This is a genomic window from Aeromonas sp. 603757 (genome assembly GCF_049171255.1).
Lineage (GTDB): Bacteria > Pseudomonadota > Gammaproteobacteria > Enterobacterales > Aeromonadaceae > Aeromonas > Aeromonas veronii_A.
In genome coordinates this window covers 159,106-172,526 of record NZ_JAAKOE010000006.1, presented here as the reverse complement: position 1 = coordinate 172,526, position 13,421 = coordinate 159,106, and the positions used below count along the sequence as shown (strand labels likewise).

The 13,421-nt window shown below is 60.2% G+C and carries 12 protein-coding genes; 2 read left to right on the top strand and 10 right to left on the bottom strand.

Features of this window, described 5'->3' with window-relative positions:
• Positions 1-227 precede the first annotated feature (227 nt).
• The 6 genes from G5332_RS08175 to G5332_RS08150 form a co-directional block, all read right to left on the bottom strand.
• The gene (locus G5332_RS08175) at positions 228-1,265 is read right to left on the bottom strand and encodes an acyltransferase (RefSeq protein ID WP_421311217.1); all 1,038 of its coding nucleotides are present in this window, start codon (positions 1,263-1,265) and stop codon (positions 228-230) included.
• 222 nt (positions 1,266-1,487) lie between these two features.
• Positions 1,488-2,399, bottom strand: a complete 912-nt coding sequence (gene pbpG, locus G5332_RS08170; protein ID WP_110303977.1) for a D-alanyl-D-alanine endopeptidase — start codon at positions 2,397-2,399, stop codon at positions 1,488-1,490.
• A 260-nt stretch (positions 2,400-2,659) separates the two neighbouring features.
• The gene (gene yjeM, locus G5332_RS08165; protein WP_421254514.1) at positions 2,660-4,126 is read right to left on the bottom strand and encodes a glutamate/gamma-aminobutyrate family transporter YjeM; all 1,467 of its coding nucleotides are present in this window, start codon (positions 4,124-4,126) and stop codon (positions 2,660-2,662) included.
• A 435-nt stretch (positions 4,127-4,561) separates the two neighbouring features.
• Complete coding sequence (locus tag G5332_RS08160) at positions 4,562-5,440, bottom strand: EamA family transporter (RefSeq protein ID WP_421249436.1); 879 nt, start codon at positions 5,438-5,440, stop codon at positions 4,562-4,564.
• Positions 5,441-5,473: 33 nt separating this feature from the next.
• Positions 5,474-6,394: an ABC transporter substrate-binding protein gene (locus G5332_RS08155; protein WP_266134540.1), complete on the bottom strand. Its 921-nt coding sequence runs from the start codon at positions 6,392-6,394 to the stop codon at positions 5,474-5,476.
• 119 nt (positions 6,395-6,513) lie between these two features.
• The gene (locus tag G5332_RS08150; protein WP_216952723.1) at positions 6,514-7,575 is read right to left on the bottom strand and encodes a porin; all 1,062 of its coding nucleotides are present in this window, start codon (positions 7,573-7,575) and stop codon (positions 6,514-6,516) included.
• Positions 7,576-7,793: 218 nt separating this feature from the next.
• Here G5332_RS08150 and glpX point away from each other — a divergent pair, with 218 nt between their 5' ends.
• Positions 7,794-8,804: a class II fructose-bisphosphatase gene (gene glpX / locus G5332_RS08145; protein WP_005336386.1), complete on the top strand. Its 1,011-nt coding sequence runs from the start codon at positions 7,794-7,796 to the stop codon at positions 8,802-8,804.
• Between the two features lie 134 nt (positions 8,805-8,938).
• Positions 8,939-9,190 carry a YkgJ family cysteine cluster protein gene (locus G5332_RS08140; protein WP_005336384.1) on the top strand — a complete coding sequence of 84 codons (252 nt, stop codon included), beginning with the start codon at positions 8,939-8,941 and terminating at the stop codon, positions 9,188-9,190.
• 70 nt (positions 9,191-9,260) lie between these two features.
• On the opposite strand, the gene G5332_RS08135 is transcribed toward G5332_RS08140, so the two are convergent.
• Genes G5332_RS08135 through hemC form a run of 4 tightly spaced genes read right to left on the bottom strand, consistent with a single transcriptional unit; the run spans position 9,261 to position 13,141 of the window.
• Positions 9,261-10,424 carry a heme biosynthesis HemY N-terminal domain-containing protein gene (locus G5332_RS08135; protein ID WP_421249437.1) on the bottom strand — a complete coding sequence of 388 codons (1,164 nt, stop codon included), beginning with the start codon at positions 10,422-10,424 and terminating at the stop codon, positions 9,261-9,263.
• 10 nt (positions 10,425-10,434) lie between these two features.
• Positions 10,435-11,484, bottom strand: coding sequence for a uroporphyrinogen-III C-methyltransferase (locus G5332_RS08130; protein ID WP_005355191.1), 1,050 nt, complete (start codon positions 11,482-11,484; stop codon positions 10,435-10,437).
• Entirely contained in the window at positions 11,481-12,215 is a 735-nt protein-coding gene (locus tag G5332_RS08125) for a uroporphyrinogen-III synthase (protein ID WP_421249438.1), read from the bottom strand. Before G5332_RS08125 ends, G5332_RS08130 begins: the two co-directional genes overlap by 4 nt.
• Positions 12,212-13,141, bottom strand: a complete 930-nt coding sequence (hemC, locus tag G5332_RS08120) for a hydroxymethylbilane synthase (protein WP_421249473.1) — start codon at positions 13,139-13,141, stop codon at positions 12,212-12,214. The genes G5332_RS08125 and hemC overlap by 4 nt, the downstream gene beginning before the upstream one ends.
• Positions 13,142-13,421 lie beyond the last annotated feature (280 nt).

The window sequence follows — 13,421 nt, the reverse complement described above, 5'->3', positions numbered from 1 at the left end:
TGACCCGCCAAAGCGGGATGCCAATGATATTGATTTTCATTTGTCTGGCAAGATGAAAATGGAGAGGAGTATTGGAGGCGGGTTGTGCGGTTGGGGGAGCTCGGCTGAAAAGCAGAGCCATTGCAGCAAACCGCGAGAACGAAGAGAGGGAAAAAGGGCGTAGCGGAAGAGAAAGAGACGAAACGTGAAGAGGTATCTGGCCCGATAGGACGGGCCGGATATCGGACTCAGTGGGTGCGCAGCAGTCGGCGGGCGAGGGGCAGGGCCGCCAGCAGGCGATAGGCCAGCAGAGACGCTCCCAGCAGCAGCGGTACCTTGGCGATCTCCCACAGGATGGATGCGCCCTGCGGGCCGAACACGAAGAGCCAGACCACCAGCATCATGTGCAGGCAGTAGATCCCGAGCACTTTGGGTGCCTGGCGCTCAAGCCAGCTGCCCTTGCCCCACTCGGGGTTGGCCAGCAGCAGGCCAAACAGGCCGATAGCCCAGGGAAGGGAGCCAAGCAGGAAGTCGTGGCGGGTGAGCGGCACTGCGGCAAAGTGCTGCAGCGCCCAGGCTTCACAGCCATAGAGCGTCACCCCAGCCAGCAGCAGTTGCCAGCCGGTGCGGGCATCGGGCTGCCACTGACGCTGGCGCAGCAGGGCACCAAGCGCCACAAACAGCAGGGAGAAGAAGGGGCCGTTACGGGTGAGCAGTGGCCACTCGGCGCCCAGCAGCGGCTTGGCATAGGAGCCCCCCAGCAGCGCCAGCAGGTAGAGGCCAAGACCCAGCCAGAGGGCGAGCGCTGGTCTGCCAAGGCGGTAGCAGAGTGCCAGCAGGGTCACCGCCATGATCAGGGCTGGCAGGAACCAGAGGTGGATCATGCCGCCCACCAGCCAGCCATTGAGGGGGTCGCCGAGCTGGAATTGGCACTGCCCGCGCAGGGAGGCCAGATAGCCTTGCTGCACGGCAGCAAGCGGATTGAACGGCACTAGCAGGTAGACCAGACTCCACACCAGCCAGAGCATCAGCAAGGGGCGGCAGTAGCGCCAGGCCACGGTCAGCGGCGCTTCGCGACTCAGCCTTGGCTGCAGAAAGTAACCGGCACAGAGGAAAAACAGCGGCACGGCAAAGCGGCATAACTGGTTGATTGTGCCGCTCAGCCAGAGCCAGGATCCGCTTCCCCACAGGGCGGGATTGAACGGATTGGCGAAGGGGGATACGTGAATGGTCATCACGGCCAGAATGGCCAGTACCCGCCCGCACTCGATACTGGAAATACGCATGGTGGCTCGTCGCTACAGGGGTTGTGATGGCACGCTAAAATTCTTGCCGAAAACTTACAACCAATTGATTCTATTAGTGTGAATCACGCTGTTGAGTAGTTACGTTTTGTAACGGGATGGCGGAAGGTGTTACCTGTAACGGGAGCAAGCTCCCGTTTTTAGGCGCGCTCATGCAGATAAAAAAAGCGAGGCGGGCGCCTCGCTTGGTTGGGGATCTCGAGCTTACTGGTGAGTTAGCATGTTGTTCTGGTTGGCTGCCAGGGTGGTTCTGCCCGAGCTCTCCAGCCAGGTTTTGATCCGCTTGGCGTCGGCGACCCGATCGTTGGTGGTCTCGGCATTGAGCAGCACCATGATCACCGGCTCACGATTGACCTTGGTGCCCAGCACCAGACAGCGGCCCGCTTCGCGGATATAGCCGGTCTTGGAGAGGGTGAACTCCCATTGCCCTTCGCGGATCAGCCGGTTGGAGTTGAGGTAGTGCAGCTGGCGCTTGTTGGTGCGCACATAGCTCTGCTCGTCGGTGGAGTACTGGCGGATCAGCGGATAGGAGGCGGCTGCGGCGGCGAGCTTGGCGAGATCCTGCGCGGTGGAGACATTGCGCGGGTTGAGCCCGGTGCTGTCGGCGTAGCGGGTATTCCACATCCCCAGCATGCGGGCCTTGGCATTCATCGCCTCGACGAAGGCGCGCTGGCCGCCGGGATAGTGGCGGGCCAGCGCCGAGGCGGCGCGGTTTTCAGAGGACATCAGGGCGATATGGAGCATTTCGGCGCGGCTGAGCCTGGAACCGATGGCCAGGCGCGAGCCGGTTCCCTTGATGCGGTCGATGTCGGCATTGGTCACGGTGAGCATTTCGTTGAGGCGCAGGTTGGCATCCAGCACTACCAGCGCCGTCATCAGCTTGGTGAGTGAGGCGATGGGCATGACCCGGTTGCCGTTGCGCTCGGAGATCACCTCGCCGGTTCTGTGGTTGGCCACCACGAAAGCGGCCGAGCTGAGGTTGGGCACATCCCGTCGCTCGAGAAAGCCGCTGCTGCTCTTGCTGCTGGCGGAAAAGGGGTTGGCATGGGCACTGTCCATAGTGGCCGGCAGCATTACTGCGCCAAGCAACAGGGGAAGGAGGGAACGCATCATCATGATCAGCTCTACCGGACGAAATACAGGGATATCTCGCTAAGTTATATGTCGTGAACTGGCGCTTCACAATCATTCTCACCTTGATATTGATAATTTACGGCGTTGAGCGCGCTCTGATGGCGAGGAGAGCGTAAAAGAGGTCTCCATGGAGTCTTTTTTTTGCATTGAAACTATGGGCTGGCCGTGATGGCGAGCGGAAGCCGGCGCTAAAAAAATCGGGACCAGAACGGTCCCGATTGGCATGGAGCATTGCTTATCGTTTAGTGGGCATCTTCCTGCTTTATCTTGAAGCGCATGGCGATCACCACGAACAGCAGCGGGCCAATGATGGTCCAGACGCCGGTGGAGATATCGCCGGAGATAAAGGGGGCGACCACGGTAAAGACGTTGCCGAAGGCGACCAGGATCAGGCTGATGATGGTAGCCAGCAGCACGGAACCCGCGCTCTTGAAGAAGATCAGGTCCTTGCCCAGCGCCGGGTTGTTGCGATAGCGATACCAGGCGTAGATGAGGAACATGTAGGGCAGGGTCATGCCGACGTTGGTCATGGTGATGATCAGCTCATAGAGGGCGGCGGCCCCTTCCGGGTTGATCAGGGTAAAGATGGACTTGGCGGCAATGAACAGACAGACCACCCAGGCTTGCACCTTGAGGGCTTCAATCCGCACGCCATTCTCGTTCTCGCGTTGGAAACGCTCCGGCCAGAAGTAACTCGGGGTGCCGGTGATGAACTGGCGCAGTGGCGCGTATGAGAGGGCGATAAAGGCGCCCAGATAGCTCAGGAACATGCCAAGGCCAGCAAAGCGCATGAACACCTGTCCCAGCCACTCGCCACCGAGATGGCGCCCCAGCTCCAGCATGATGATGAAGAGGGCGGAGAGAGAGGTGATCCCCTCGGCCGGGAAGTCGCTCCAGCGCATGATGGAGCCGACCGCCAGAAAGCCGATGATGTAGCAGAGCACGATGAAGGCGCCGGAGAGGAAGATGCCGCGTTTGAGGTCACGCTCCGGATCTTCCAGCTCGTCAGCCACCCCGGCCATCGCCTCGACCCCGCCGTAGGCGAAGATGGCGAATACCATGAAGCCGAGGAAGGGGATGATGTCGTTGAATGCGGCATTGGGAGAGGCTGCCAGTGATGCCTGGGTGAGGGGCTCCTGCAGGGTCATGCCGCTCACCGCGAAGGTGAAGACGCCACCGACCAGCAGCAACACGTTGAGTGCCACCACGGAGAGACCGCCGATGGCCGCCACTTTGGCGAAGCGGGCGCTACCCAGGGTGATGAGCTTGGTGACGGTGGCAACCAGCGCGATGGCGACCACACCCAGAATAAAGGGGCCAAAGTCGATGCCGGTACCCAGGGTGACCGGGATGACGGTGATGTCGCGGCCAAACAGCATGAAGGAGAGGGGCACCCACATAGAGAGCGCCTTGCCAAACATCCAGATGACGTAGGAGGCGAACCACATGGTCAGCCCGATAAAGGCGAATCGGGTCGAGACCGAGTGGCGCATCCAGGTAAAGATGCCGCCCGCCTCTTTGCGAAAGCCGGTGCCGAATTCGATCATCATCAAAATGAACGGGATGAAGAAGAACAGTCCGCCGATCACGAACATCGGAATGGCGGCATATCCCATTCGGTAAAAACCGATCCCGATATTAGTGACGCCAAATACCGATGTTAATATCATCAATATAAAGGCGCCCAACTTCAGCTTTTTTGCTGACATATTAAAAACTCCCTGATGGTGCTGGATTTAAAATAATCAAAAATTAAACAGACGAAACCGGACCCATTAATAACGCGGTAGCGCCATGCCATCCTGCTGTGGCGGGCGCGATCGGGTCATCTCTGACCGGGCTGGCTTACCCGTCAGGCGGTCAATGAATGTATGGGCGGAGCGGCATGGTCTGTGCCATGCGCGGTATTGGTCAGCGTTGCCGAAAATTAACTGTGAACGATTTTATCATTAATGCTGCTTGGCAGGTAAGTTTCCCAAATGAAGCTGTGGTTGAAATAAACAGACCTGCCAGTTAATTGATACGTTGCGGATGTAAACATTTACGCCCGGGCCGACACTTATTTCCATTATTGGTATTCGGCATATTTGGCGGAGTGAATTACGCCATCCTGTCAGATAAATCTGCACCAATGGCGACAGCGCTTATCCTCCCAGCCGGGTCAGCAGCACGCCGCCGGTGATAATGGCCGCCGCCGTCAGCCGCATGCGCCCGAGCGGCTCTTTCAGCAGCCAGACCGAGAGCAGCATGGCAAACAGCACACTGCTTTCGCGCAGAGCCGCGACCACGCCAATGGGGGCTTGGGTCATGGCCCAGATAACAATCCCGTAGGCGAGCAGTGACATGGCACCTCCTGCCATTCCCGCCATCGCATGGCGACGGATCTGGCGCCATGCGTTGCGTTTCTGGTGGACGATCAGCACCAGCAGCATCGCCAGCCCGGTGCAGGCAAAGAGCCAGAGTGTGTAGCGTACCGGTTCACCCCCTGCGCGGGCGCCGGCTCCATCCGAGAGGGTATAGGTCGCCGTAAACATGGCCGTGATCAGGGCCGCCCGAACTGCCTTGCTGTCAAGGCGCTGCTGCCCACCTCGCCAGGCCATCAGCAAGACCCCCATGATCAGCACGCAGGCGCCGACGATGCCGCCGTAACCGGGGTAGTCCCCCAGCAGCAGGGCACTTAACACCATGGCAAGCAGCGGGGCACTGCCACGGGCTAGCGGATAGATCTGGCCAAAATCGCCCTGATTGTAGGCATGGCTGAGAAACAGGCAGTAACCGATATGGAGCAGGACTGAGAGGCCGAGCCAGGGCAGCTCGGCAGCAGAGGGAAGTCCCATGGGCAGCAGCGCCACGGCGGCGATAAGCCCTGAAAAGATCGCCACCAGTGACACCCCCACCAGCCGCTCTTCGCCAATTTTGACCAGCGCATTCCAGCTGGCGTGAAGCAGGGCTGCCAGCAGAACGGCAAAAAAGACGGTGGTGCTCATGGGAAAAGGCTCTCGGGCGATGGGGGCCAACAGCATACCCGTCTGGAGCCTGATTGGCCGAGATCTTTATCAAAGCTTCGGTTTCTCGGGGTTCTTCTCCTGCTTGGTGGTGCTGCCCAGTTGCCCCAGCACCAGTTTGGGGTGGGGATCTGTCTGCAGCGGAATATCCTGCAACTGCGTTCCCTGCTGGTGGCGATGGATGATTACTGCGGCCATCTTGCCCAGCGCCTCGTAGCTGCTGATGGTGCCAACGCTGCAGCCGTGCTCGACGAACAGCTCTGCACTGCAGATGGTAGGGATGGCAGCTGCGTTGAGTGCATTCAGCAAACGGGGGGCGATGGAGAGCAGATAGCTGTCTGCGGCCAGAAAGACGATGTCGTTTTTGGCATCCTGTTGCAGCCGCTTCAACTCGTTCTCCAGTCGCTTTGGATCCGGTGCTATACGCCAGGTTGCGACTTGCCATTGGTAACCTTTGGCCGCGTTGATCAGCATGTCGGCCACCAGCAGGGTGTTTTGCTCCCGCGGGTTGAAGGGTAGCAGCAGCCGCTTATCCGATGGGAGGTACTTGCTGGCATTGGCCAGTTGCAGCGCCATCGGCACCATATTGCTTACCCCGGCGACCATGCTGTTCTGAGCCTTGTCCTCAGAGAGAAAACCTGCCCCGACAGGATCTGAAACCACATTGAATATCATGGGCTTGCGATTGGCGACCAAACTCTTTGTCATGGTGGTGGCTGTGGTACCGAAGGTGTAGATGTAGTCGTATTCGGCCAGTTTCGGCAGCATCTGCTGACGTAGCATGGTCGCCAGCGCCGTGCGATCCTGATTGGCATTGTAGACGGTGATGGTGGTCTGATAGCCAAGTCGGGTCAGTTCGGCCCGAAAGCCCGCCTCGGCGGCGGTTTCGCCACGCCACAGTACCATGGCGATATTGAGGGCGTGAGCGGGAAGAGCCAGCAGCAAGAGCAGGACGAAAAGCAGCCTGACCATGATCATCTCTCCGGCGATACATCTACTGTTGAGCCTAGGCCAGTTTGTGGTTTTCTGAGCAACAGCGACGAAAAAGCGCGATGGCAAGCCATCGCGCTTTGGGTATCAGAAAACCTCGATTAGAAGTCGTAGCGAGCAGCCAGCTGGAAGTCATCCTTGTTGGCGGTCGCTTTGCCGGCAACGCTGTCCAGATTGTTGATGCGGTACTCGCCGATCACCCGCAGGTTCTTGTTGAACTTGTACTGGGCTCCCAGGGTGTAGTAATCCACATTGTCTTTCTTGGTGCCAGCCTTGTCCTGCTCCTGTTTGTTCCACAGCGCCATCAGACCGAAGCCATTCTCGAAGTTGTAGCCCAGCGCGGCTTCCCAACCGGTGTGATCGGTGCCGGTCGCCAGGAAGTCGCTGCCATCGGCATAACTGAGGGCGGCGTAGGCGGCCTTGTTGTCAAACTTGGCGGAGATCAGCCACAGTTTTGCATCTTCTTCACCGCTCTTGTCGCGCAGGCCGACGTTATAGGCAGTACCCAGCGACAGGTTGAAAGGGAAGGTATAGGCCACGGCTGCTCCGTAGGCCGCGTCGCTATCCTTGCTGGTAGTCTCTTCGGTGTCACCACCGTCGAACTTGTAGCTGGTGTCGAGCTGGAAGCCATTGAACAGGCCGGAGTATTTCAGTACGGAACCGGCGCGGTTGGTGGCGAAGGTGTCGGTCTTTGCACCCAGCGCTTCGTTACCGTAGCCGTCGGAGAGGGAGACATCAGTCCAGTCCGCCAGGAAACCCGGGGCACCTTTCTGGCGACCGAAGGTCACTGTACCCCAGTCAGCGCCCACACCGGCAAAGGCCAGACGGGTACGCAGGTTGTCGGAGCTCTCGCTGATGGTCTTCTCGCTGTCGTTGATGTACATCTGCACTTCGTACTGGGCCAGCGCCTTCAGACCGCTCTGGATCTGGGTCTCGGCCTTGGCACCGAAGCGGACAAACTGGTTAGCCCCTTGCTTGGCGCTGTAATCCTTGGTGCCATTCGGGTTGGCGGTATCGACGTTTTCTTTCTTGTCGCCGAAGAATTGACCGGCGTAGATGCGGCCATACAGGTCCAGCATGGCGGTATCATTTTTATACACCTCAACGGCTTGCGCCTGGAAGGCGGCTGTCAGAGCCAGTGCCACTACAGTCAGCTTTTTCATCTTAATCCCTTGTGTTGCAAGCTTTTGTTTTGAAGACGGGGCCATCCTAGGGAAGATGCATGACAGCGGGGTGACAACTGGATGAAGAGTCGATGGCAATTGGGTTGCAATTGGATGAATTGGCTACATTTATGCACCTGGCAGCTACTTTTGTGCGCAAAGGTTTGCCCTTGTGGTAGAATGCCGCCCGTTTTCGAGCTCCATAGGTTGGATATGCGATGAGACGTGAACTGGCAATCGAGTTTTCCCGAGTGACGGAAGCGGCTGCACTGGCTGGCTACAAGTGGCTCGGACGTGGTGACAAGAATATCGCTGATGGGGCGGCCGTAGCGGCCATGCGCCACATTCTCAACCAGATCGAGATCGATGGTGAGATTGTGATCGGCGAAGGTGAAATTGATGAAGCGCCGATGCTCTATATCGGCGAGAAGGTCGGTACCGGACACGGCGACGCGGTGGATATCGCGGTCGATCCCATCGAGGGTACCCGCATGACCGCCATGGGTCAGGCCAACGCGCTGGCCGTGCTGGCGGTGGGCGACAAGGGTTCTTTCCTGAAAGCACCTGACATGTACATGGAAAAGCTGATCGTCGGGCCCAAGGCCAAAGGCGCCATCGACCTGGATCAGGCTCTCGAGCTGAACCTGAAGTCCGTGGCCAAGGCGCTGGGCAAGCCGCTCTCCCGTTTGACTGTCATTACCCTGGCCAAGCCGCGTCATGACAAGGCAATCAAGGAGATGCAGGGTCTGGGCGTGCGGGTGTTCGCCATTCCTGATGGTGACGTTGCCGCCTCCATCCTCACCTGTCTGCCGGACAGCGAAGTCGACATGCTTTATGGCATCGGCGGCGCACCGGAAGGGGTGATCTCCGCGGCGGTGATCCGCGCGCTGGATGGCGACATGCAGGCCCGTCTGGTGCCGCGTCACCGGGTCAAGGGCGACAGCCCGGAAGTGCGTGCGCTGGGCGAGCAGGAAATTGCCCGCTGCGAAGCGCTGGGCATCGACGTCAACAAGGTGCTCAAGCTGGAAGATATGGCGAAGAATGACAACGTCATCTTCTCCGCCACCGGCATCACCAAGGGTGATTTGCTGGATGGCATCACCAGCGATGGCGTGATGGCGACCACCGAGACTCTGTTGATCCGTGGTAAATCCCGTACCATTCGTCGTATCAAGTCGATCCATTACCTGGAGCGCAAAGACAGCGTGGTACGTGACATCATCCTGTGATGATGGCTCGCTGAACCGGCTGTGTTGTTTGAAGCCCGATCGCCCGTGCGGTCGGGCTTTTTCTTGTGCGCCAGCTACGTTTGTGCCGCCGCTTCGGCTATGGTGGTTCAGACCGTCTCAAAGGAGTGGAGTCTATGGAGTGTCGTAGTGGCTGCGCGGCCTGTTGCATCGCCCCCAGTATCAGCAGTGCCATTCCCGGTATGCCAGATGGCAAACCGGCAGGTGTCCCCTGTATCCAGCTCGATAGCGCCCTTGGCTGCAAGATTTTCGGTCAACCGGAGCGGCCAGCGGTGTGCGGCGGTTTTCGCCCCATGATGGATGTGTGCGGCAGCCATCGCGCCGAGGCTATCTGGCTGATCGGCGAGCTGGAACGGCTCACCACCTGACGAGGGCAGGGCGAAGAGATAAAAAAAGAGGCCGCATCATGCGGCCTCTCGCGTTTCTATTTGCCGGGGATCAGATCCCCGCCAGTTCCAGTGCCTGACGATAGTACTCGTTGGCCTTGTTGGTGAGGCGGCGCTTGTCCATCAGCTGGCCGAGGGCGTGATAGGCGGCGGCGCTCGGCGCCCGCTCCACCTCCTGCTCCAGCAGCTTCTGGGCATCGTCCAGTTGACCGGCCAGCAGATAGAGCTGGGCCAGTGCGGTGTCCACCTCCGGTTGCCCCTGCTGCTTTTGCAACAGCGCCAGCAGCGGCTGATAGCTGTCGAGTTTCAGCTTGGGTAGGCGAGCCAGCAGCTGCGGCATCGGCTGTTTGCGCAGCGCCTCCTGCCACAGGGTGGCGGCCTCGCCGTCGGCGCCCAGCTGGCGCAGCAGATCGCCGTAGCAGGCCAGCAGCTCTGGCTCAAGGCGCAGCTTGCGCGGCAGATCCTGCCACACCGCCTTGAGGGTCTCGAGGCTGCTGGCAGCCTGTTGCAGGCGACCAGACCAGGCCTGTTGCAGCAGCTCTTCTTCCTGTTTCGGGGTCAGCTTGCCTACCTTGTGCAGTGCCGGGATCAGGTCGCACAGAGCGCTCCAGTTCTGACGGGCCAGATGCACCTGGCGCAGCTGATCCAGCACCATGGGGTGGCGCGGGTTGAGGGCGTAGACCGACTCCAGCATCGCCAGCGCCGTGTCGTACTGGCCCTGCTCGATCTGCAGCTGGGTCTGGGTCAGGGTGAGCGCCAGCTCGGCCTTGGGATTCTCCTCCTGCGCTTTTTGCAGGTATTGATCCCGGCGGGCGTCGTCACCACGGGCCTGTGCCGCCTTGGCGGCGCTCAGGTAGTTGAGCAGCGGGGTGTCGCTGTTGCTGGCCCCCTTGATCATCAGCTTTTCAGCCTGACTGTAGTGCCCTTCGGCCATCGCCAGGGTGGCGGCGACGGTCTGCTGATTGGCCTTGCGGCGGCGGCGCGAGCCGTACCAGCCGAGGGTCTTGCGGCGCAGGCCGAATACCCGGCCCAGCAGCCACTCGACGATCAGCAGGGCGCCGTAGAACAGCACGGCCAGGATCACCGCGCTGGTGACGGAAGATTCGATGGTGTAATTGCCAAGGGCAATCAGCACATAGCCCTTGTTGCCGGAGGCTTGCGGGCCAAAGATCAGCCCTGCGACCATCACGGCGACCAGAATGATTATACGGATCATGGTGCCCTCCTCAGCTGCTGGCCAGAATGCGTTGCAGGCGTTCGGTCAGCACCTGCTCCAGCATGGCCTGGGTCTTGAACTGGGCCGGATAGTCGATCTGGATCTGCTCACCCTTGAGCTTGTCGATCTCGCCCTGCATGTAGCGGGTGGCGCTGTTGTCGGTGTCGAAATATTGGGTCAGCCAGCGCTGGGCCTTGTCCAGGCTGTCTTCGTAGAGCGCCTGCTGCTCGCGATAGACGGAGAGCTGGGCCTGCAATAGCTTGGTTTTGAGGTTTTCACGCAGGAAGATCTCCTGCTGCGGCGAGAGCAGCGCCTCGACCGCGCCATCGCGGCGACGGATGGTGACGAAGTTCTCGGTGAACTTGACCCAGTTCTTCTTCAGGTTGCTCTCCCACTCGTCGGGATTGGCGCTGACCGCCTGATCCGGCTCGGCCTTGGCTTCCGGCATGCTGACGGTGGAGAGGGGCAGCAGCTCGATCTGGTCGGACAGTGCCGCCAGCTTGAGGGTCAGCCCCTCGCGGTCGATGCGCGGCATCCCCTTGAGCTTGGCGATATCCTCGGCCAGCGCCTTGCGGATCGGCATCAGGCTGGGGTCGTTGAGGGCGGCGATGCGCTCGTCAGCGTTGCCGAGCAAGGTGATGGCGGAGACGAGGTCATGTTCCAGCCACAGTTTGCGGCCCGCCATTCGTACCAGATATTCGGATTCGGCCAGCATCCAGTCGTTGGGGCGCTTGTCATTCAGGTCCAGTACCCGGTTCTGCAGACCCTGCATCTCCCCCTGCAGCCGCTGCTGGGTTTGATCCAGCGCGGCCAGCTGCTCGGCATCCTTGCTGCTGGTCTGGTCGATCTTGCTCAGGGCGCTCGCCAGCTGTTGCTTGAGCTGGGCCAGTTCAGCCTGCTGGGCAACGGCGTTCTTGTGGCCGTGCAGATAGAGACCGCCGGTCAGGCCAAGGGCCAGCAGGATGGCGACCCCTCCCAGTACGGCACCGGAGCGGCTCTTGCTGCCATTGACCGCAGCGGTCGGCTGGGGTTTGACCTGGGATTCTTGTTGTTCTGTCATTCCATCTTCCTCAGTTCCAGTGCGGCCGTCAGGGCCTGGTTGGATGCACCTTGGGCAATCGTGATATGGATAAAGCCCGCAGCACTGGCCATCTCGGCCACGCGCGGGCTGGGGACCACCAGCAGGCGGTCAAAAAGCCAGGGCCGCTGGTGGTCGGGAACCAGCTCCAGCAGCCGTTGCAGCAGTTCACCACTGGTAATGAGCAGGCTGTCCAGCCCCGCTGCCTGCCAGTGGCGGGTCAATGTCTCCCCGTCTAGCTCGGGGTAGTGGCGTTCATAGGCCGCACAATAGTGCACCAGAGCACCGCGTGAGGCCAGTGTGCTGGCGATGAGATCCCGCCCGCCATTGCCGCGCAGGATCAGTACCCGTTTGCCTGCTACCTGCTGCAGGGCGGGCAGGGCCAGCAGCCCTTCGCTGCGCGGGTCATCCGGGCAGCTCGCCGTGATGCCGATGGCTGCAAACGCATCTGTGCTGGCCTGACCCACCGCAAAGTACTCAATATGTGGCCAGGTCTGACCAGTTTGCAACAGAAAATCGTGTGCAAAATGAACGGCATGGATGCTGACGGCGATAACCACGTCGGCACTGCGCAGCAGGTCGGGCAGGAGAGGGAGTTCGCTGCCCGCCACGGTTTCCAGCAGCGGGCAGCAGAGTGGTGCATGGCCGTGCTGGCGCAACAACTGCACCAGTTCGGCGGCCTGGGCGGCCGGACGCACCACCAGCGGGGTCATGCGCGGTAGACCTCGGCGAGGATCTCGTCGGCACCGGCGGCCAGCAGGCGCTGGGCCAGTTGCTCGCCGAGGGCCTCACCATCGGCCAGCGGGCCGCGGATCTCGTCATGGATTACCTGGCTGCCATCCGGGCTACCCACCAGACCGCGCAGCCAGATCTGCTCGCCTTCGACCAGTGCGTAGGCACCGATAGGCACCTGACATCCCCCTTGCAGGGCGCGATTCATGGCGCGTTCGGTCAGCACCCGGGCGCGGGTCTCGGCGTGCTCCAGCGGCGCCAGCAGGGCGTGAAGCTCAACATCGTCGAGGCGACATTCGATACCGACGGCACCCTGACCGTTGGCGGGCAGGCTCTGCTCCGGCTCGATAAAGGCGGTGATGCGGTGCGCCATCTCCAGTCGTTTCAGACCGGCGGCGGCGAGGATGATGGCGTCGTACTCACCGGCATCCAGCTTGGCGAGGCGGGTGTTGACGTTGCCACGCAGGTCGCGGATCACCAAATCCGGGCGCGCCGCGCGCAACTGGCACTGGCGGCGCAGGCTGGAGGTGCCGACCACGGCCCCTTGCGGCAGTTCGGCAATAGCCTTGAAACGGTTGGAAACGAAGGCGTCGCGGGGATCTTCCCGCTCGCAGATAGTGTGCAGACCAAGTCCCTCGGGGAACTCCACCGGCACGTCTTTCATGGAGTGAACGGCGATATCGGCCCGCCCTTCCAGCATGGCGGTCTCCAGCTCCTTGACGAACAACCCCTTGCCACCGACCTTGGCCAGCGGGGTATCGAGGATCTTGTCACCCTGAGTGCTCATGGGCACCAGTTCGACCTGCAACTGCGGGTGCAGGGCTTCGAGCCGGTCTTTGACAAAGTTGGCCTGCCACAGGGCCAGAGGGCTCTTGCGAGTGGCAATTTTCAGGGTTCGGGCTGCCATATCAATCAGTTGTTTCATTTTTAGAAGGAAATCGATATTACCACCCTTTGCCCGGGCTTTCATGGCGGAGCCGGCAAAAGCGGGGCCAAGCTCAAAAATGCATGCTGAAAATGATTTTCATTAAGCAAGCGGCCTTGATTAATTCATTGAATGCATTGGAATTTAATGATTTCCCCTGATACTTGATGTGGTCATACCAGAAATAATCTGACGTTTAGCTGAAGGCTTGTTTACCACCGCTGTTTGCATTGTTAACATGATCACACTTTTTTGACGTATC

Bases quoted from the DNA above. Each gene is read 5' to 3' on its own strand.
- G5332_RS08175 (WP_421311217.1), bottom strand. From the start codon at position 1,265: ATGCGTATTTCCAGTATCGAGTGCGGGCGGGTACTGGCCATTCTGGCC.
- pbpG (WP_110303977.1), bottom strand. From the start codon at position 2,399: ATGATGATGCGTTCCCTCCTTCCCCTGTTGCTTGGCGCAGTAATGCTG.
- yjeM (WP_421254514.1), bottom strand. From the start codon at position 4,126: ATGTCAGCAAAAAAGCTGAAGTTGGGCGCCTTTATATTGATGATATTA.
- G5332_RS08160 (WP_421249436.1), bottom strand. From the start codon at position 5,440: ATGCTGTTGGCCCCCATCGCCCGAGAGCCTTTTCCCATGAGCACCACC.
- G5332_RS08155 (WP_266134540.1), bottom strand. From the start codon at position 6,394: ATGGTCAGGCTGCTTTTCGTCCTGCTCTTGCTGCTGGCTCTTCCCGCT.
- G5332_RS08150 (WP_216952723.1), bottom strand. From the start codon at position 7,575: ATGAAAAAGCTGACTGTAGTGGCACTGGCTCTGACAGCCGCCTTCCAG.
- glpX (WP_005336386.1), top strand. From the start codon at position 7,794: ATGAGACGTGAACTGGCAATCGAGTTTTCCCGAGTGACGGAAGCGGCT.
- G5332_RS08140 (WP_005336384.1), top strand. From the start codon at position 8,939: ATGGAGTGTCGTAGTGGCTGCGCGGCCTGTTGCATCGCCCCCAGTATC.
- G5332_RS08135 (WP_421249437.1), bottom strand. From the start codon at position 10,424: ATGATCCGTATAATCATTCTGGTCGCCGTGATGGTCGCAGGGCTGATC.
- G5332_RS08130 (WP_005355191.1), bottom strand. From the start codon at position 11,484: ATGACAGAACAACAAGAATCCCAGGTCAAACCCCAGCCGACCGCTGCG.
- G5332_RS08125 (WP_421249438.1), bottom strand. From the start codon at position 12,215: ATGACCCCGCTGGTGGTGCGTCCGGCCGCCCAGGCCGCCGAACTGGTG.
- hemC (WP_421249473.1), bottom strand. From the start codon at position 13,141: ATGGCAGCCCGAACCCTGAAAATTGCCACTCGCAAGAGCCCTCTGGCC.